Annotated in this window: 15 protein-coding genes; 6 read left to right on the forward strand and 9 right to left on the reverse strand. The window is 55.2% G+C overall.

All coding sequences use genetic code 11. From position 1 onward, the window contains the following. Positions 1-68: 68 nt before the first annotated feature. From metB to metF, 3 genes are all read left to right on the forward strand, one after another. Complete coding sequence (gene metB / locus D6C13_RS12940) at positions 69-1,229, forward strand: cystathionine gamma-synthase (protein ID WP_120133146.1); 1,161 nt, start codon at positions 69-71, stop codon at positions 1,227-1,229. A 2-nt stretch (positions 1,230-1,231) separates the two neighbouring features. Continuing rightward, the gene (locus D6C13_RS12945) at positions 1,232-3,667 is read left to right on the forward strand and encodes a bifunctional aspartate kinase/homoserine dehydrogenase II (protein WP_120133147.1); all 2,436 of its coding nucleotides are present in this window, start codon (positions 1,232-1,234) and stop codon (positions 3,665-3,667) included. Positions 3,668-3,913: 246 nt separating this feature from the next. Next, positions 3,914-4,822 carry a methylenetetrahydrofolate reductase gene (gene metF / locus D6C13_RS12950; protein WP_120133148.1) on the forward strand — a complete coding sequence of 303 codons (909 nt, stop codon included), beginning with the start codon at positions 3,914-3,916 and terminating at the stop codon, positions 4,820-4,822. Between the two features lie 72 nt (positions 4,823-4,894). Here metF and ppc read toward each other — a convergent pair whose 3' ends face one another. Then, entirely contained in the window at positions 4,895-7,540 is a 2,646-nt protein-coding gene (gene ppc, locus D6C13_RS12955; RefSeq protein WP_120133149.1) for a phosphoenolpyruvate carboxylase, read from the reverse strand. A gap of 290 nt (positions 7,541-7,830) precedes the next feature. Next, positions 7,831-8,982, reverse strand: coding sequence for an acetylornithine deacetylase (gene argE, locus D6C13_RS12960; protein ID WP_120133150.1), 1,152 nt, complete (start codon positions 8,980-8,982; stop codon positions 7,831-7,833). Positions 8,983-9,119: 137 nt separating this feature from the next. Between argE and argC the strand changes: the two genes are divergently transcribed. From argC to argH, 3 genes are all read left to right on the forward strand, one after another. Then, positions 9,120-10,124 carry an N-acetyl-gamma-glutamyl-phosphate reductase gene (argC, locus tag D6C13_RS12965; protein ID WP_120133151.1) on the forward strand — a complete coding sequence of 335 codons (1,005 nt, stop codon included), beginning with the start codon at positions 9,120-9,122 and terminating at the stop codon, positions 10,122-10,124. 129 nt (positions 10,125-10,253) lie between these two features. Next, complete coding sequence (gene argB / locus D6C13_RS12970) at positions 10,254-11,027, forward strand: acetylglutamate kinase (protein ID WP_120133152.1); 774 nt, start codon at positions 10,254-10,256, stop codon at positions 11,025-11,027. A gap of 89 nt (positions 11,028-11,116) precedes the next feature. Further along, positions 11,117-12,493 (forward strand): argininosuccinate lyase, encoded by a 1,377-nt coding sequence (gene argH, locus D6C13_RS12975; RefSeq protein ID WP_120133153.1) that lies wholly within the window; start codon positions 11,117-11,119, stop codon positions 12,491-12,493. A gap of 42 nt (positions 12,494-12,535) precedes the next feature. Here argH and D6C13_RS12980 read toward each other — a convergent pair whose 3' ends face one another. The 7 genes from D6C13_RS12980 to D6C13_RS13010 form a co-directional block, all read right to left on the reverse strand. Next, positions 12,536-13,603 carry an aminopeptidase P family protein gene (locus tag D6C13_RS12980; RefSeq protein WP_120133154.1) on the reverse strand — a complete coding sequence of 356 codons (1,068 nt, stop codon included), beginning with the start codon at positions 13,601-13,603 and terminating at the stop codon, positions 12,536-12,538. 13 nt (positions 13,604-13,616) lie between these two features. Then, complete coding sequence (locus tag D6C13_RS12985; RefSeq protein WP_120133155.1) at positions 13,617-14,858, reverse strand: PTS fructose transporter subunit IIC; 1,242 nt, start codon at positions 14,856-14,858, stop codon at positions 13,617-13,619. Positions 14,859-14,894: 36 nt separating this feature from the next. Then, on the reverse strand, positions 14,895-15,215 hold the full coding sequence (locus D6C13_RS12990; RefSeq protein WP_120133156.1) for a PTS fructose transporter subunit IIB: 321 nt from the start codon (positions 15,213-15,215) through the stop codon (positions 14,895-14,897). A gap of 2 nt (positions 15,216-15,217) precedes the next feature. After that, positions 15,218-15,526, reverse strand: a complete 309-nt coding sequence (locus tag D6C13_RS12995) for a M20/M25/M40 family metallo-hydrolase (protein ID WP_120133157.1) — start codon at positions 15,524-15,526, stop codon at positions 15,218-15,220. Continuing rightward, entirely contained in the window at positions 15,468-16,559 is a 1,092-nt protein-coding gene (locus D6C13_RS13000) for a Sapep family Mn(2+)-dependent dipeptidase (RefSeq protein ID WP_167458026.1), read from the reverse strand. Before D6C13_RS13000 ends, D6C13_RS12995 begins: the two co-directional genes overlap by 59 nt. A 146-nt stretch (positions 16,560-16,705) precedes the next feature. After that, entirely contained in the window at positions 16,706-17,743 is a 1,038-nt protein-coding gene (locus tag D6C13_RS13005; protein WP_120133159.1) for a LacI family DNA-binding transcriptional regulator, read from the reverse strand. Positions 17,744-17,930: 187 nt separating this feature from the next. Then, positions 17,931-18,692 (reverse strand): glutathione peroxidase, encoded by a 762-nt coding sequence (locus D6C13_RS13010; RefSeq protein WP_120133160.1) that lies wholly within the window; start codon positions 18,690-18,692, stop codon positions 17,931-17,933. Positions 18,693-18,730 lie beyond the last annotated feature (38 nt).

The raw sequence follows: 18,730 nt of genomic DNA on the forward strand, positions 1-18,730 counted from the left end.
GACGTCTATAACTCCGGGCGTTACTCTTGATACTCTCATCCTCCGCATTTCGTCAGGAAGAAATGATTATGACGCACAAGCAAGCCACCATTGCCGTGGGCAGTGGCCTGAACAATGATCAGCAATATGGTTGTGTAGTTCCGCCAATCTACCTTTCCAGTACTTACAACTTTGAAGATTTCAATCAGCCAAGAGCCCATGACTATTCGCGTCGCGGTAATCCGTCACGTGATGTGGTCCAGCGTGCGCTGGCTGATCTGGAAGGGGGTGCCGGAGCGGTACTGACCAGCAGCGGTATGTCTGCCATTCATCTGGTATGTACGGTCTTTCTGAAACCTGGCGATTTACTGGTTGCGCCGCACGATTGCTACGGCGGCAGCTACCGTTTGTTCGACAGCCTCAGCAAGCGGGGCGCCTATCGCGTGCTGTTTGTCGATCAGGGCGACCCGCAGGCGCTGGCCGAAGCGCTGAAAGAACAACCGAAACTGGTGCTGATTGAAACCCCGAGCAATCCGTTGCTGCGTGTGGTGGATATTCAGGCGATTTGCGATGCGTCCCGCGCCGCCGGTGCGCTGACCGTGGTGGATAACACCTTCCTCAGCCCGGCCTTGCAGAACCCGTTGCAGCTTGGGGCGGATTTAGTCGTCCATTCGTGTACGAAATATCTTAACGGGCATTCTGATGTGGTCGCCGGTACGGTAATATCTAAGACCGCAGAACACGCCACAGAACTGGCGTGGTGGGCGAACAACATCGGCGTGACTGCCGCAGCCTTTGACAGCTATCTGTTATTGCGCGGTCTGCGCACGCTGACCGTTCGCGTGAAACAGCAGCAGGAAAATGCACTGGCAATTGTTGCTTATTTACAGAAACAATCGCAGGTCAAAAAGCTGTATCATCCGTCGCTGCCGGAAAACCAGGGCCATGAAATTGCCCGCCGTCAGCAACGTGGCTTCGGTGCCATGATCAGTTTTGAATTTAACGGAGATGAAGCTCAGTTGCGCCATTTCCTGAAAGAATTGAAGTTATTTACCCTCGCAGAATCACTGGGGGGCGTCGAAAGCCTGATTTCTCATACCGCGACCATGACGCACGCTGGCATGGCGCCGGAAGCGCGTAAAGCCGCCGGGATTTCTGACAGCTTGCTCCGTATTTCTGTAGGTCTTGAAGACAGCGAAGATTTGATTGCTGATCTGGAACACGCATTCCAGTCAGTGGCAACGAGGTAAGTATGAATGCAATAGCGGTTGCAGCGCCGGCGGGAAGCCGTCAGTTGCACAAATTTGGTGGTAGCAGTCTGGCCGACGTGAAATGTTATCTGCGCGTTGCCGGGATCATGGCCGAGTATGCTAAGCCGGGTGACATGATGGTGGTGTCGGCGGCGGGCAGTACAACCAACCAGCTGATCAGCTGGCTGAAGCTCAGCCAGACAGACAGAATTGCCGCGCATCAGGTTCAGCAGGCTCTGCGCCGTTATCAGAGTGATTTGATAACCGGTCTGTTGCCGCCGGAAATGGCCGAACCGCTTATTGCTTCGTTTATTCATGATCTCGAACGTCTGGCTGTTTTGCTCGATGGCAAAATGACCGACGCGATTTACGCCGAAGTCGTCGGGCACGGCGAAGTCTGGTCTGCACGCCTGATGTCTGCGGTACTGTGCAAACTGGAATTACCGGCCGCCTGGCTGGATGCCCGTGAATTCCTGCGTGCCGAACGTGCCGCTCAACCTCAGGTGGATGAAGGCCGTTCGTATCCGCTGTTGCAACAACTTCTCGCGCAACATCCTCAGCAATATCTGGTGGTGACCGGCTTTATCGCCCGCAGTGAAGCGGGTGAAACCGTGCTGCTTGGCCGTAACGGCAGTGACTATTCCGCGACTCAGATTGGCGCACTTGCCGATGCCAGCCGCGTGACTATCTGGAGTGATGTGGCCGGTGTCTACAGCGCTGACCCGCGAAAAGTGAAAGATGCGTGTCTGCTGCCGTTACTGCGCCTCGATGAAGCCAGCGAACTGGCGCGTCTTGCGGCTCCGGTGCTGCACACCCGTACGCTTCAGCCGGTTTCCGGCAGCGATATCGATTTACAGCTGCGTTGCAGCTACCAGCCGGAGCAGGGCTCAACGCGTATTGAACGCGTTCTGGCTTCCGGTACCGGTGCAAAAATTGTCACCAGCCATGATGATATCTGTCTGATCGAAATGGTCATTCCGTCCGGCCACGATTTTGGTCTGGCGCAAAAAGATGTCGAGCTGCTGCTTAAACGTGCGCAGATCAAACCGCTGTGTACCGGCATTCACCCTGACCGCAATTTGCTGCAACTTTGCTACACCTCCGAAGTGGCGGGAAGCGCTTTGCAGGTTCTCGAAGAAGCGGCACTTCCGGCGCGTCTGACGCTGCGTGAAGGGCTGGCGCTGGTGGCGCTGGTCGGTGCGGGGGTTTGCAAGAATCCGCTGCACAGCCACCGTTTCTATCAGGAAATGAAAGATCAGCCTGTCGAGTTTATCTGGCAGGCGGAAGACGGCATCAGTCTGGTGGCCGTGCTGCGTATCGGGCCGACCGCGCACCTGATTCAGGGGCTGCACAAAACGCTGTTCCGCGCTGAAAAGCAAATTGGCCTGATGCTGTTTGGTAAAGGCAACATCGGTTCACGCTGGCTGGAACTGTTCGCCCGCGAGCAAAAGAACATTTCCGCCCGCAGCGGCTTTGAGTTTGTGCTGGCCGGTGTGGTCGACAGCAAACGCAGCCTGCTTAATTACGAAGGGCTGGACGCCAGCCGTGCGCTGGCCTTCTTTGATGATGAAGCGCAGGCGCACGATGAAGAATCGTTGTTCCTGTGGATGCGTGCGCATCCTTATGACGATTTAGTGGTGCTGGACGTTACCGCCAGCGCTGAACTGGCGGATCAGTATCTGGATTTCGCCAGCTACGGTTTCCACGTGATCAGCGCCAACAAACTGGCAGGCGCGTCGGATACCAACAAATACCGCCAGATCCGCGATGCGTTTTCCAAAACCGACAGCCACTGGTTGTATAACGCGACTGTGGGCGCCGGTTTACCGGTTAACCATACGGTGCGTGATCTGCGCGACAGCGGCGACAGCATTCTGGCCATCAGCGGGATTTTCTCCGGCACATTGTCCTGGCTGTTCCTGCAATTTGACGGCACGCTGCCGTTCACCGAACTGGTGGATCTGGCGTGGCAGCAGGGGCTGACGGAGCCAGATCCGCGTGATGATTTATCCGGTCAGGATGTGATGCGTAAACTGGTGATTCTGGCGCGTGAAGCGGGATATGACATCGAACCGACGCAGGTTCGTGTTGAGTCGCTGGTGCCGGAAAGCTGTGTGACCGGTTCCGTCGATCAGTTCTTTGAAGACGGCGAGGCGCTGAACCAGCAAATGCTGCAACGTCTGGAAGCTGCCCGTGAAATGGGTCTGGTGCTGCGCTACGTGGCGCGTTTCGATGCGAACGGCAAAGCGCGCGTTGGCGTTGAAGCGGTGCGTGAGGATCATCCTCTGGCTTCCCTGTTGCCATGCGATAACGTGTTTGCCATCGAAAGCCGCTGGTATCGTGATAACCCGCTGGTGATCCGCGGGCCGGGCGCAGGACGTGATGTCACCGCTGGTGCATTGCAATCTGACCTTAACCGTCTGACTCAACTTTTGTAATTCCTGACTCCTGCCTCTCTCACGAGGGGCAGGAGTAAAAAACCTCCATTTATCTTCATATTCCCCGCAGCAAAAATTCCCCAAAGTGAAATTCTCTCAGTTTGCGTGAAGATTAATCATCCTTTCCCCTCATTTTAACGTTGACACTTTGCCCGCTTTCCGTCATTTTCTATCTATACGTTTAGACGTCCAAACGTCCATCATGACGAACCATAATAAAACGCAGTGATCCATGAGGTAGTGTTTATGAGCTTTTTCCACGCAAACCAGCGCGAAGCGCTGAATCAGAATCTGGCCGAATTGCAGGGTCAGATTAACGTTTCTTTCGAATTTTTCCCGCCGCGGACCAGCGAGATGGAAGATACGTTGTGGAGCTCTATTGACCGTCTCAGCAGCCTCAAACCTAAGTTTGTCTCTGTGACTTATGGCGCAAACTCCGGCGAACGTGACCGCACGCACAGCATCATTAAAGGCATTAAAGAGCGTACCGGTCTGGAAGCGGCACCGCACCTGACCTGTATCGATGCCAGTCGAGATGAGTTGCGCCAGATTGCACAGGATTACTGGGACAGCGGCATCCGTCATATCGTCGCACTGCGCGGGGATTTACCGGCAGGCGGCGGCAAACCGGAAATGTATGCCACCGATCTGGTGCATCTGCTGAAAGAAGTCGGCGATTTTGATATTTCTGTCGCGGCCTATCCGGAAGTGCATCCTGAAGCCAAAAGCGCGCAGGCTGATCTGATTAACCTGAAGCGTAAAATTGATGCCGGTGCAAACCGCGCCATCACGCAATTCTTCTTCGATGTCGAAAGCTACCTGCGTTTTCGCGATCGCTGCGCTGGTCAGGGGATTGATGTGGAAATCGTGCCGGGCATTCTGCCGGTCTCCAACTTCAAGCAGCTGACGCGTTTTGCCACGATGACTAACGTGCGAGTGCCGAAATGGATGAACAGCCAGTTTGAAGGGCTGGACGATGATGCGGAAACCCGCAAAATGGTCGGTGCTAATATCGCGATGGACATGGTGAAAATCCTCAGCCGCGAAGGCGTGAAGGACTTCCATTTCTACACCCTGAACCGTGCAGAAATGAGCTACGCGATTTGCCACACGCTGGGTGTGCGCCCTGAAATCGCCGTGCCGGTTCGCGCTTAATCTTTTGCCCGATGCAGAATACAAAAAACCCGCGAATTCGCGGGTTTTTCTTTGGGGGATTGTCAGCGGAAACTAGCCGGTATTACGCATACCTGCTGCCACACCCGCAATCGTCACCATCAGCGCCTGTTCGACGTTAGCGTCCTGTTTGCCGTCTTTCTCCAGCTCGCGGGAGCGGTGCAGCAATTCAGCCTGCAACACGTTCAGCGGGTCGGTATAGACGTTACGCAGTGCGATGGATTCTGCAATCCACGGCAAATCTTCCATCAGGTGATCGTCGTTAGAAATTGCCAGAATCACTTTGATATCGCTGGCCAACTGCTCACGCAGTTGCTGACCCAGTGGCCACAGTTCTTCGCCGACCAGACGATGATCGTAGTATTCCGCCAGCCACAGGTCCGCTTTCGCAAACACCATTTCCAGCATGCCGATACGGGTGGAGAAGAATGGCCAGTCGCGGCACATGGTTTCCAGCTCGTCGCGTTTACCGCCATCCACCACGGCCTGCAAACCGGCACCGGCGCCCAGCCAGGCTGGCAGCATCAGCCGGTTTTGCGTCCAGGCGAAAATCCACGGAATAGCACGCAGGCTTTCAACACCGCCGCTGGCTTTACGTTTCGCCGGGCGTGAACCCAGTGGCAGTTTCGCCAGTTCCTGCTCCGGTGTTGCGGCGCGGAAGTAAGGTACGAAGTCTTTATTCTCGCGCACGTAACCGCGGTACATCTTGCAGGACACATCAGACAGCTGTTCCATGATGTCGACCCAGGCTTGTTTCGGCTCAGGTGGTGGCAACAGGTTGGCTTCCAGAATTGCAGAAGTATACAGCGCCAGGCTGCTGATGGTGACTTCAGGCAGACCGAATTTGAAGCGGATCATCTCGCCCTGTTCGGTGACGCGCAGGCCACCTTTCAGGCTGCCCGGAGGCTGAGATAACAACGCTGCCTGCGCCGGTGCGCCGCCACGGCCGATAGAACCGCCGCGCCCGTGGAACAGTGTCAGGGCAATACCGGCTTTCTCGCAGGTTTTGATTAATGCATCCTGAGCGCGATATTGCGCCCATGATGCCGCCATGACGCCCGCATCTTTTGCGGAGTCGGAATAGCCAATCATCACCATCTGTTTGCCCTGAATGAAACCGCGATACCAGTCGATGCTCAGCAACTGCTTCATCACATCGTCGGCATTGTTCAGGTCGTCGAGCGTTTCGAACAGCGGCGCGACAGGCAGCGGGAACGGGCAACCGGCTTCTTTAAGCAACAAATGCACGGCCAGCACGTCAGACGGCGTACGCGCCATTGAAATGACATACGCCGCAATCGAGCCTTCCGGCGCTTCGGCAATCACCTGACAGGTATCGAGCACTTCTTTGGTATCTGCGCTGGGTTCCCAGTGACGTGGCACCAGCGGACGTTTTGAATTCAGTTCGCGGATCAGGAAAGCCTGTTTGTCGGATTCTGACCAGCCTTCGTAATCGCCCAGACCCAGATAACGGGTGATTTCAGCGATAGCATCGGTATGGCGGGTGCTTTCCTGGCGCACGTCGATACGTACCAGCGGCACGCCGAAACAGCGTACGCGGCGCAGGGTATCCAGCAACTGACCGTTGGCGATAATGCCCATGTTGCAGGCTTGCAGCGACTGGTAGCAGGCGTACAACGGTGCCCACAGTTGGTCATTTTTCACCAGCAGATCATGAGGACGCGCAACGCGTTCGCCTTTCAGACGGGCTTCCAGATACACCTGAGTATTGGTCAGCTGAGAACGCAGCTGTTTCATGATCTCGCGGTAAGGTTCGAGAATATCCGCACCACCAGCCAGCTCGCGCAGCTCCGGCGTACATTCGGTCATCGACAGTTCTGACACCAGCACCGCGACATCGCGCAGGAACAGGTCAGTCGCTTTCCAGCGGCTCAGTAACAGCACGTGACGGGTGATATCTGCGGTCACGTTCGGGTTACCGTCGCGGTCGCCACCCATCCAGGAGGTAAAGCGAACCGGCACGGCTTCCACTGGCATTTTGTAATCCAGTGAAGATTCCAGCTGCTCATTCAGTTCGCGCAGGAAAGCAGGCACGCCTTCCCACAGGCTGTTTTCGACTACCGCAAAGCCCCATTTGGCTTCATCCACCGGAGAAGGGCGGTTTTTGCGGATTTCATCGGTATGCCATGACTGCGCGATCAACTGACGCAGGCGACGCATGATTTGTTTGCGCTCGTAATCGGCCAGATCGTTATGGTCGAGCTGCTTGAGGCAGTTATTCACTTCGACCAGTTTATGGATCAGCGTACGGCGGGCAATTTCTGTCGGGTGCGCGGTCAGAACCAGTTCGATAGAAAGCTGGTCAACGGCATCCCGTAATTGCTGTTCAGAGAGATTTTTGGATTTCAGACGATCGAACAATTGCGCCAGCGCTTCAGGATTGCTGGCCGCTTCGCCGTGCGGCGAAATGCTGTGATATTGTTCCGCCACGTTGGCTAAATTCAGGAACTGGCTAAAAGCTCGGGCAACAGGCAGCAGCTCATCATTTGAGAGATTTTGCAGCGTTGACAGCAATTCCTGTCGATCCGCGTCGTTTCCGGCACGGGAGGATTTCGACAGCTTACGGATTTTCTCAACACGATCCAGGATATGCTCTCCCAACGTATCTTTGATCGTGTCACCTAGCAATTTACCTAAGGTACTGACATTACTTCGCATTGCGGAATATTGTTCGTTCATATTACCTCTGACCCGTTCTCTCGTTTAATTTTTATTTTCTGTAAATAACTTTCACCCGTCAGGCATTCTTGCCCCGTTCACCCTGCCAACCTGGCCACACTTTTTAAAAGCCACCCCTGTTTTACCCCATAAAGCCCCGATCACTCACGTGAAAAATGGTCTTTTTGGCAATGTCGCTGAAATTTAATTACAACAACGACGATATCAGTTTGGCTAATCAACGTTTTGTACAGTAGCAAAGGGCGCCCGTGAGCGCCCTGATTGTTTCTTCATCAATCCGACATTCAGTATCAGTGATAACAGAAGTGATGAACGACCTGAGAAATCAGCTCGCGAGTCGGTTTAATGAACGCGGTATCAATATATTCGTCTGGCTGATGCGCCTGATCGATAGAACCCGGTCCGAGAACCAGCGTCGGGCACAGTTCCTGAATGAACGGCGCTTCAGTGCAGTAGTTAACGATTTCCGTTTCCACACCCAGCAGCTTTTCGACCACCTGCACCAGCGGGTGATCCGGCGGACATTCATAACCCGGGATTGGCGGATGCAGTTCTTCAATCGCCAGACGTCCCGGCCAGCGTTCGCTCACCGGTGCCAGCGCTTCATTGAGCAATCCGTTGATATCTGACAGCGTCAGACCCGGCAGCGGGCGGATATCCATATGCATTTCGCAACAGGCGCAAATACGGTTTGGCGCATCGCCGCCGTTGATATACCCAAAGTTCATGGTCGGATACGGGATCACGAAACCACTGTGGTTGTAACGGCTTTTCAGCGTATTGCGCAGCGTCATTAAATGGGTAATGGATTCGTGCATCAGCTCAATCGCGTTCACGCCGCGTGAAGGGTCACTGGAATGACCGGACTGGCCGGTGATGCGGATCGCGTTCGACAGATGGCCTTTGTGCGCACGAACGGGCTTCAGGGAAGTCGGTTCGCCGATGATGGCGCAATCGGGACGAATTTTGGCGTTTTTGGAGAAATAGCTGGCACCGGCCATGGTGGTTTCTTCATCGGCGGTCGCCAGAATATACAGTGGTTTAGTCAGTTTGGTCAGGTCAACATCACGCAGTGAATCGAGGATAAAGGCGAAGAAACCTTTCATGTCGGCAGTACCCAGACCATAGAGCTTATTTTCATGCTCGGTGAGGGTGAAAGGATCGCGCGTCCAGCGGCCGTCATCGAACGGAACTGTGTCGGTGTGACCGGCCAGCAGCAAGCCGCCAGCGCCTTCGCCAGTGCTGGCTAACATATTGAATTTATGGCGTGTACCTGGAACGGGTTGCACTTCGACTTTGAAGCCTAAATCACCGAACCAGCCTGCCAGTAAATTGATTAACGTCTCATTGCTCTGGTCCAAAGCCGCATCGGTTGCGCTGATGGAAGGGGTTGCAATTAACGCCCGGTAGAGCTCAATAAAAGGAGGTAATTTCATCTTCACTGTTGACAGCCTTTAGTTAGGGTAGTATTCATATTCATGCAATAATTGTGAATAAAAATACAATAAGCCAGCGCGTAAGGAAACCGGAAAAAATTTATCCGCCCCCTACCCAAAAATTGAGAAGGTGAACAAGCCCTATGTTGAATACGCTGATTGTTGGTGCCACAGGTTATGCCGGAGCCGAACTCGCCGCTTACCTGAATCGCCACCCACATATGAACATAACCGGTTTAACGGTTTCAGCGCAAAGTGCAGATGCAGGAAAATTGCTTTCTGATTTGCATCCTCAATTAAAAGGCATCGTCGATTTGCCTGTTCTGCCGCTGACGGATGTGGCGCAAGCAGCGAAGGGTGTCGATGTGGTATTTCTGGCGACGGCGCACGAAGTCAGCCACGATCTGGCGCCACAGTTTCTGGCGGCGGGCTGCGTGGTGTTTGATCTCTCGGGAGCCTTTCGCGTCAGCAAACCTGAGTTTTACACCGAATTCTACGGCTTCGAGCATCAGCATCTCGATTTGCTCGATAAAGCCGTTTACGGCCTGGCCGAATGGCAGGCTGACAAATTAAAAGACGCCCAGCTGATCGCCGTGCCGGGATGTTATCCGACCGCTTCACAGCTGGCGCTCAAACCGCTTATCGAAAATGGCCTGCTCAATGACAGCCAGTGGCCGGTGATCAACGCCACCAGCGGCGTCAGCGGCGCAGGCCGTAAAGCCACGCTCGGTAACAGCTTCTGCGAAGTCAGCCTTCAGCCGTATAAACTGTTCAGCCACCGTCATCAGCCGGAAATTGCCGAACACCTTGGCGTGCCGGTGATTTTTACCCCGCATCTGGGCAACTTCCCGCGCGGTATTCTGGCGACCATCACCTGCCGTCTGAACGCGGGTGTGACGGAACAGGATGTGGCGCAAGCGTTCCACAATGCGTATCACGATAAACCGCTGGTGCGTTTGTACACTAAAGGGGTTCCGGCGCTGAAAGACGTGGTCGGCCTGCCGTTCTGCGATATCGGTTTTGCGGTGAAAGGCGAACACCTGATTGTGGTGGCGACGGAAGATAACGTGCTCAAAGGCGCGTCAGCACAGGCGGTTCAGTGCATGAATATCCGTTTCGGCTTCCCTGAAACGCAGTCTCTGCTTTAACAATCCTCAGATTGTCAGCAAACAAAAACAACCGCCCCTGAGCGTTTATTCAGACGCGCAGGGGTGTTAGATTAAATGAAACCCATTGTTATTAATTAACATTCTCAACCGGTCGGGGCGCGAACAGCTATGAATCCGTTAGTCATCAAATTAGGTGGTGTGTTGCTGGACAATGAAGAAGCGCTTGAGCGCCTGTTCATGGCGGTCGTAGCTTATCGTCAGGAATATCACCGCCCGCTGGTCATTGTTCACGGTGGCGGCTGCCTGGTTGATGAGCTGATGAAAAAGCTGAATCTGCCAGTGGTGAAAAAGGCGGGTCTGCGTGTTACTCCGGCTGACCAGATTGATATCATCACCGGCGCGCTCGCGGGCAGCGCTAACAAAACCCTGCTGGCATGGGCGGTAAAAAATCATATCAACGCGGTGGGTCTGTCACTGGCGGACGGCGGCACCGTCAGCGTCACGCAGTTGGATGAATCACTGGGCTTCGTCGGCAAAGCGGAAGCGGGCAATCCGGCGCTGATCAACACGCTGACCGGCGCAGGTTATCTGCCGATTGTCAGCTCCATCGGCATCACCGCAGCCGGTGAACTGATGAACGTTAACGCGGATCAGGCAGCAACGGCTCTGGCGGCCACGCTGGGTGCAGATCTGATCCTGCTGTCTGATGTCAGCGGTATTCTCGATGGCAAAGGCCAGCGCATCCCTGAGATGAGCGCAGAGAAAGCTGAACAGCTTATCGATCAGGGCATTATCACTGACGGCATGATCGTCAAAGTTCACGCCGCGCTGGATGCCGCGCGTTCTCTCGGACGTCCGGTGGACATCGCCAGCTGGCGTCACGCTGAGCAATTACCGGCACTGTTTAACGGCGTGGCGATCGGCACACGCATTCTGGCGTAGCTCAGGATCTGGCGCGCATTTGGTACACACTTTTGTCAGGGCGCAGCATCTTGCGCCCTTTTGCATAAAAAAATTTCAGGAGCAGGAAAATGGCACTTTGGGGCGGACGTTTTACTCAGGCAGCAGATCAGCGTTTTAAAGAGCTGAATGACTCACTGCGTTTCGATTACCGGCTGGCAGAGCAGGACATCGTGGGCTCCGTTGCCTGGTCCAAAGCACTGGTCACCGTGAATGTATTAACCGCGGATGAACAGGTTCAGCTGGAAGAAGCTCTGACCGTACTGCTGGAAGAAGTCCGTGCCAATCCCCGCGCTATTTTAGCCAGCGATGCCGAAGATATTCACAGCTGGGTCGAAGGTAAGCTTATCGACAAAGTCGGCAATCTCGGCAAAAAACTGCACACCGGCCGCAGCCGTAACGATCAGGTCGCCACCGACATCAAACTGTGGTGTAAAGCGCAGGTGGTTGAACTGGGCGATGCGCTGCATCATTTGCAACAGGCGCTGGTCGCGACAGCCGAAGCCAATCAGGACGCGGTGATGCCGGGTTACACCCACCTGCAACGCGCTCAGCCGGTGACTTTCGCGCACTGGTGCATGGCGTATGTCGAAATGTTGGCGCGTGATGAAAGCCGTCTGAAAGATACCCTGACCCGTCTGGACGTCAGCCCGCTGGGTTGTGGCGCACTGGCCGGTACTGCGTACCCGATGGACAGGGAGCAGCTGGCAGGCTGGTTAGGTTTTGCATCTGCCACCCGCAACAGTCTCGACAGCGTATCCGACCGTGACCACGTGCTGGAACTGCTTTCCAATGCGGCCATCAGCATGGTTCACCTGTCCCGTTTCGCCGAAGACCTGATCTTCTTCAACACCGGTGAAGCGGCCTTTATCGATTTGTCTGACCGCGTGACCTCTGGTTCTTCGCTGATGCCACAGAAGAAAAACCCGGACGCGCTGGAGCTTATCCGTGGCAAATGTGGTCGTGTGCAGGGCGCGCTGACCGGCATGATGATGACCATGAAAGGCTTGCCGCTGGCGTACAACAAAGACATGCAGGAAGACAAAGAAGGGCTGTTCGACGCGCTCGATACCTGGATGGATTGTCTGAACATGGCATCCCTGGTGCTGGACGGTATTCAGGTGAAACGCCCGCGGGCGAAAGAGGCTGCGCAGCAGGGTTACGCCAACTCCACCGAGCTGGCGGATTATCTGGTCGCCAAAGGTGTGCCGTTCCGTGAAGCGCACCATATCGTCGGTGAAGCAGTGGTGGAAGCCATTAATCAGGGTAAAGCGCTGGAAGAATTGCCGCTGGCAGATTTGCAGAAATTCAGCAGCGTGATTGGCGATGATGTTTACGCCATTCTCGAACTGCAATCCTGCCTTGATAAACGTGCGGCTAAAGGCGGCGTCTCTCCGCAGCAGGTTGCGCAGGCGATTGCCGATGCGAAAACGCGACTCGGGATGTAAATCTTTTAGCTTCTCCCCCCTGCGAAGGGGGAGAAAATTACTTCACAGACAGATTTTTCCCCACGCCCGCGGGCTGTTCGTCAGCACCTCGCCACCCCTCTCAGTCACCAGCACGTCATCTTCGATTCTCACACCGCCCAGACCCGGAACATAAATTCCCGGCTCGAGGGTGATCACCATTCCCGATTCCAGCGGTTGCGCGTTTTGCGGGCTAAGCGCGGGTGCTTCATGAACATCCAGCCCTAAACCGTGCCCCAGATTGTGGCTGAAATACTCGCCATAGCCTGCCGATGCAATAATATTGCGGGCGACGGCATCCAGTTCCTGACAGCGGATCCCCGGCCGTACGGCGTCGCGGGCAGCCTGCTGCGCGATAAGTACTGTGTCGTAAATCGCTTTCAGTTGTTCACTGGCGTTGCCGAGTGCGAAAGTGCGCGTCATGTCGGAGCAGTAATGCTGATATACCGCGCCGAAATCTATCGTCACCAGTTCACCGGCCATCAGCTTTTTGTCTGTCGGACGCCCGTGCGGCAATGCACCGCGCGTGCCGGAAACCACCACGGTATCAAACGACGTTTTACTGCCACCGGCCTGCCTCACGGCCATTTCGATGTGATCGGCCAGTTTTTTTTCAGTGATACCCGGCCTGATAAACGGCATTACCGTTTGCAGCGCGCGGTCGGCAATCACGGCGGCCTCACGGATTTTGGCGATTTCATCGGGATATTTATGCACGCGCAGAACTGAAGCATCCCGGTGCTGAAGTGCCAGGCCGCACTGACTTTCCAGCGCCTGCCAGGCGAGGTGCGATATTGCGCTGGCATCGGCGAACAGCCTTTCTGTGCCGATAAACTGCCTGAGGAAATGGCTGAGCGGATGCTCAGCGGTGAGCGTCAGCACCTCCACGTCCGGATTGTTCTGGCTGCATTCGGCGCTGTAGCGGCCATCAACCAAAATCCACAGACCACTTAGCGTGACCAGCACATAGCCCGATGCGCTGTACAGTTCAGCTATCGCGTATTTGCTGAATCTGTCGGTGAGAAGTACTGCGGCCATATTTCGCTCTGCCATGTGCTGGCGCAGAACATCCAGACGTTGCTGACGGCTCATTTATCCTCCGGTATCAGGCGACTTCGAGCAGGCCTTTCTTGATTAAACGGTTACGGTAGAACACGCAGGTCACCGCGATAAACAGCGAACCACCGAGCAGACCAATCAGGTAGGCCGGAATGTTGCTGATGAGCGGCCATGCCCAGATGGCGGATTCCGGGAACCATTGCACGGCACCTAGCGAAACCCCCAGCAGCGCGCCGATAACGGCACCAATCACGTACACCGGAATGACAAACCCCGGACGTTCCAGCGCGAACGGAATCGACCCTTCTGAAATTCCCATAAAGCCGAGGAAAATCGCGGTGCGGCCAATCTGATTGAACTGGCGATCGTAAACCCGGCGTCCTACCAGCCATTTATCGATAACCGTTGAAAGCCCCAGCCCGAATGAAGGAATGACGATGGCCAGACAGCGTGCGGTGATCGGCAGCACTTTTTCGGTGGTGAAACCGAGCGCCACAAATCCGGCGGCTTTGTTCACCGGCCCGCCGAGGTCAAAGGCTGTCGCGGCTGCCAGTAAAGTGGCGTAGAAATAAGTCCCCGCCGAGCCTGCGGCCTGTAAAGCCTCTTTGATAAGCGTATTCAGCCAGCCGCCGATTGGCGTGATCAGGAATACCATCAGCATCATCGCGACAATTGCGGAAATCAGCGGAATGAAAAAGGTCGTTTTGAACGCCAGCCAGTTGTGCGGCAGTTTGATGTTGTTGTTCATCCAGCGGACGAAGTAACCGACCACAAACGCAATCACGATGGCGCCGAGAAACCCTGAAGCGACCGGTGCGACCGCCGCCCATTGCCCGCTGACCAGGGCAGGAACGGCTACCGGTTTGATTGCCACATAGCCGCCGATAAATCCGGCTGCCAGCGCCGTTTTACCGCCGATAGAGTTGGCGGTGAAAGCGGCAAACATCGGGATAGCGAAGCCAAATAACGTGAAACCGAAGCTTTCCATGATGCTGGCGATTTGCAGCATCCAGACGGAACTGCCGGTGTAACGCCCGCTGTTGAGCGCCGCCATGATGGATTCATCCGGCGACATCCCCAGAAAAACATACGGAATGATTTGCGACAGTGCGCCAATCAGACCGCCCATAATCAGCACCGGGATCATGTAGGAAATACCGGTCATGATGTGTTTGCTGAACTCTTTCCAGGCATGGCTCTGGCCTTTACCTGCCGGTCCTGCGGGTACTGCCGGGGTATCGGAGGACTGACTGTGACCGGTATTGATGACTCTTTTTCTTATCGCCACGGGAAACTCCTTGCGCTTAACAAAGCAAAAGTGGAATTACTGACCCTGATCTTCTTCGATTTCGTCGATCAGCCCGCCGGCGTTTTTCACCGCGTCTTTCAGCTCGACTTCATACACTTCCACGCCGTTAAACCGCTCGATGTTTTGCGGCGTGATACCGGTCGCGTGAATGATGACGGTGGCCTGTGCGATATCTTCCGCCGTCAGTTCGTTCTGGATGCCGCCGGCGCCCTGCGTTTCAATTTTCACGTCATAACCCCGAGCGCGGGCGGCCACTTCGATAGCTTCAGCCGCCATAAAGGTATGGGCCAGACCCATCGGGCACGCGCACAGAGCAATCAGTTTCTTAGCAGACATAATCAGTTACCTCGTTTTTCACTGGTTTCGGCGGGCAGATTTGCCAGCCGGTAAAGGGCTTCGGCATAGATGCCGATGGCGCTGATAAAGCGGCTTAAGCTGCCGTATTCATCTGCGCTGTGGGTGTTTCCGGAGGATCCGTCGGGAAATTCACAGCCAAAAATCACGGAGTTTTGCATCGCGCTGGCGTAACTGCCCGCGCCGGTGGTGCGTGAAGGATGGTCTGTATCGCCGGTGTGGCGGGTGTAAATCTCATGCAGCGTCTGCACCAGCGGGCTGTCTGGCGGGCCAGTCGTGATTCCATTGCGCAAGACTTTCCATAATCATTTCTGCGCTGAGATTTTCGGGATAACGCACGTTGAGCGTCAGTGTCATCAGCCCGCTTTCGATGTTCAGCACCGTCGGCACCAGCAGAATATTCCCGCATTCTCCGGCGGTATCCAGCGCAAAGCGCACGCCGCTCTGGCCGGTTTTCGGCTCAGTGATTTCGACCAGTTGTTGCGTCCAGCGGGCGTCAAAGCGCTGATGAAGTAACTGCGCCGTAGCGGCAATGGGATTCAGGCAGGCTTCCGGTTTTGATGAATGACCGCCGCGGCCATACAGCCGCCAGCGATCGGCGCATTCCGGCTCCGCCAGCAGCGTAAAACCTTCATCCAGCGTCCAGCCGCCGGAATAGAGCGAAAGGCCATGCAGGTGCGCAACATCAGGAATGGAATTCACCACTTCGCCGCAGGAAACTGACAATTCCGGTTGTTCAACAGGCGCAGTCAGCGTGACCAGCAGCGAGCCTTTTTCGCCGTAGATCACCGGAAATTTGCCGTCCGGCGTGAAGGCGAAGGCCGGTTGTGGCTGTGATGCAAAATAACGGCGGATACAGTGGAAGCCGGTTTCTTCGTTACCGCCCGCGACCAGCCGAATGCGGCGCGCCAGCGGCAGTTGCAGCTCGCGCAGAATATCCAGTGCCAGCCATGCGGCGATCATCGGGCCTTTATCATCAACGACGCCGCGGCCCATCAGCTTATCGCCTAGCCGCGTCAGCTGATACGGCGGAAAATGCCAGCCCTCACCCGCAGGAATGACATCGGCATGCCCAAAGACATACACAATTTCGTCGCCACTACCGTATTCGATATGTACCGCGTGATGATCTACGTTGAGCGTTTTCAGTCCGGCCTCGTCGCCGAGTTTTTGCCACCAGCCCAGCGCATCGGCCACACCCTGACCAAACGGAGCGCCCGGCTGGCGACTTTCGCTGTCGAAGGGCGAGGGGATTGCCACCCATTGTGCGAGTAATTGAAGAAAATGATTTGCCCTGTCCCGGGCGTGTGCGGAGAAGTCGATCATTGACCCTGACCCTCTGGAAAACATGAAGGTAAGCATCACGGCTGGCGGAAAAAGCGTCAAAAGGCAGGGTTCAGGAATGATAAATAAAACAGGTAAAATTTTTCTCCGTTTTTTTTTACCTGTTCAGCTCGCCACAGGAGAGTGAGTCAGAGGAAGGCGGGAGCAACCGTCAGCCGCGAGTCTCCGGGTAATAATAATGAGCCCTCCAGCTGATGTCGCAGGCATTCCAGCGCACGGGTGGCGATCGCGTTGTGACTGACGGCGATCAGTGGCAGTTGCAGTTTTACCGACGGTTCACATTCACCGAAGCCGGTCAGCGCAATGCGTCGTGAAAAAAGCCGCCATTTATGGGCCTGTAACCGGTTGGCCAGCGCGTGGTGTACAGCCTGCAAAACCGTCGGGTTATCGCACAGGATTGCGGAGACCTTAGGGTTATGTTTGAGAACCTGTGTGGCAGCCACTGATGCATCATCAAACGTCTCGGCGCAGGGAAAACTGAGCGAAGGTGAAAATGCCACGCCCGCCTTGCCCAGCGCAACGGAAAGTCCGCCGAGCCGCTCGGCACGGATCAGCGAGTGGTTTTCACCGCCGAGATACGCAATATGTTGATGTTGCTGCTCCAGTAAAGCGTCTGCGGCCATATGCGCGGCCAGCGCATTATCGGGATGGACGGCGGCAACCGGCCCCGGATGATGATGTGCGCTGATGCCGGTCAGGGCGACGTGACGCGCCGCCGTTCTGGCGTTCAGCGCCTGCAACGTTTCCGGACGGCTGCTCAGTAATTTCCCGCAGACAATAATCCCCCGCGCATCCTGCGCCAGAAGCGCTTCGGTCTGAGCGAGAACGTCGGCGGGATCCAGCGTGGAATAAGCCAGCGCGACGGAGAAACCGGCCTGTTGCAGCACGTTTGCCAGTTCCGGCAGCAGACCCGCCGAAAAGGCACAATCAAGCGGCAGTAAAAGCCCGATACGAGAAAGCGTGACGGGCGGGGAAGTCGTGGCGCGACGATAACCCAGCTGATCAATCGCCTGATAAATTCTTTTCACGCCTTGCGGTGAAATGCGGCCTTTACCGCCGAGCACCAGAGAAACTGCCGCAACGGAAACGCCTGCCAGACGCGCGACATCCTGCTGAGTGATTTTATTGCGGGTTTTTTGCGCCGTCATCGTTGTGCCATTTGCCATAAAGGAACCGCAAAGTGTCGCAGGTGGCAAGCGGGAAAAAGCAGGGGACGATCTCAGATTACTGAATTTGAGGATAAAAAAAGGCGGATCAGAGATCCGCCGAAAGTTCACGTAGTCTAACTTTGCTTTTTTGTTGGTAGTGCAGGGATTTCTTGTCTTACTGCTTACAACTGTTTCTTATCGAAGATTATTGTGCGACTTCACACAGATCTTCTGTTTCTGAATGGAGGTAAACCTCCAGGTCGTCACTTCCCCCGATGTGGCGTCCACCGATAAAGACTTGCGGCACTGTTGCCCGGCCCGTCACGGCGCGCAGACTGACGGTGGTCGCGTCTTTACCTAATACAATTTCTTCGTACTGAATGCCGCGTTCCTGCAGCATTTGTTTGGCTTTGGCGCAGAATGCACATCCCGGTTTGGTGAACACGGAGACGGATTCCTGCACTTTGAATTCAGGTGCCAGATATTTCAGCATGGTGTCGGCATCCGACACTTCAAACGGGTCGCCCGGTTTATTTGGCTCGACGAACATTTTTTCCACCACGCCGTTACGCACCAGCATGGAATAACGCCATGAGCGCGGGCCGAAACCTAAATCGGCTTTCTCAACCAGCATGTCCATCCCTTTGGTGAATTCACCGTTACCGTCCGGGATGAAAGTGATGTTGGAGGCATTTTGCTCGGCTTTCCAGGCGTTCATCACGAAGGTGTCATTCACGGAAACGCACAGAATGCTGTCAACGCCGTGGCTCTTAAACACCGGTGCCAGTTCGTTGTAACGTGGCAGATGGCTCGAAGAGCACGTCGGGGTGAAAGCGCCCGGTAGTGAAAAGACAATCACTGTTTTATTTTTAAACAGCTCATCGGTGGTGAGGTCTACCCACTGGTCGCCCTGACGGGTGTGAAAAGTAACCTGCGGTACGTGTTTACCTTCCTGGCTTGCAAACATGAATAACCTCCTAATTACTAAATAAAAATGAATGTCTT

It is taken from the genome of Rahnella woolbedingensis (genome assembly GCF_003602095.1).
Lineage (GTDB): Bacteria > Pseudomonadota > Gammaproteobacteria > Enterobacterales > Enterobacteriaceae > Rahnella > Rahnella woolbedingensis.

What these genes read in the sequence shown, in the direction of transcription:
- D6C13_RS13000 (WP_167458026.1), bottom strand. Translation starts at nt 16,559, where the DNA reads ATGATCGACTTCTCCGCACACGCCCGGGACAGGGCAAATCATTTTCTT.
- D6C13_RS13005 (WP_120133159.1), bottom strand. Translation starts at nt 17,743, where the DNA reads ATGGCAAATGGCACAACGATGACGGCGCAAAAAACCCGCAATAAAATC.
- D6C13_RS13010 (WP_120133160.1), bottom strand. Translation starts at nt 18,692, where the DNA reads ATGTTTGCAAGCCAGGAAGGTAAACACGTACCGCAGGTTACTTTTCAC.
- metF (WP_120133148.1), top strand. Translation starts at nt 3,914, where the DNA reads ATGAGCTTTTTCCACGCAAACCAGCGCGAAGCGCTGAATCAGAATCTG.
- argH (WP_120133153.1), top strand. Translation starts at nt 11,117, where the DNA reads ATGGCACTTTGGGGCGGACGTTTTACTCAGGCAGCAGATCAGCGTTTT.
- argB (WP_120133152.1), top strand. Translation starts at nt 10,254, where the DNA reads ATGAATCCGTTAGTCATCAAATTAGGTGGTGTGTTGCTGGACAATGAA.
- ppc (WP_120133149.1), bottom strand. Translation starts at nt 7,540, where the DNA reads ATGAACGAACAATATTCCGCAATGCGAAGTAATGTCAGTACCTTAGGT.
- D6C13_RS12980 (WP_120133154.1), bottom strand. Translation starts at nt 13,603, where the DNA reads ATGAGCCGTCAGCAACGTCTGGATGTTCTGCGCCAGCACATGGCAGAG.
- argC (WP_120133151.1), top strand. Translation starts at nt 9,120, where the DNA reads ATGTTGAATACGCTGATTGTTGGTGCCACAGGTTATGCCGGAGCCGAA.
- metB (WP_120133146.1), top strand. Translation starts at nt 69, where the DNA reads ATGACGCACAAGCAAGCCACCATTGCCGTGGGCAGTGGCCTGAACAAT.
- D6C13_RS12945 (WP_120133147.1), top strand. Translation starts at nt 1,232, where the DNA reads ATGAATGCAATAGCGGTTGCAGCGCCGGCGGGAAGCCGTCAGTTGCAC.
- D6C13_RS12990 (WP_120133156.1), bottom strand. Translation starts at nt 15,215, where the DNA reads ATGTCTGCTAAGAAACTGATTGCTCTGTGCGCGTGCCCGATGGGTCTG.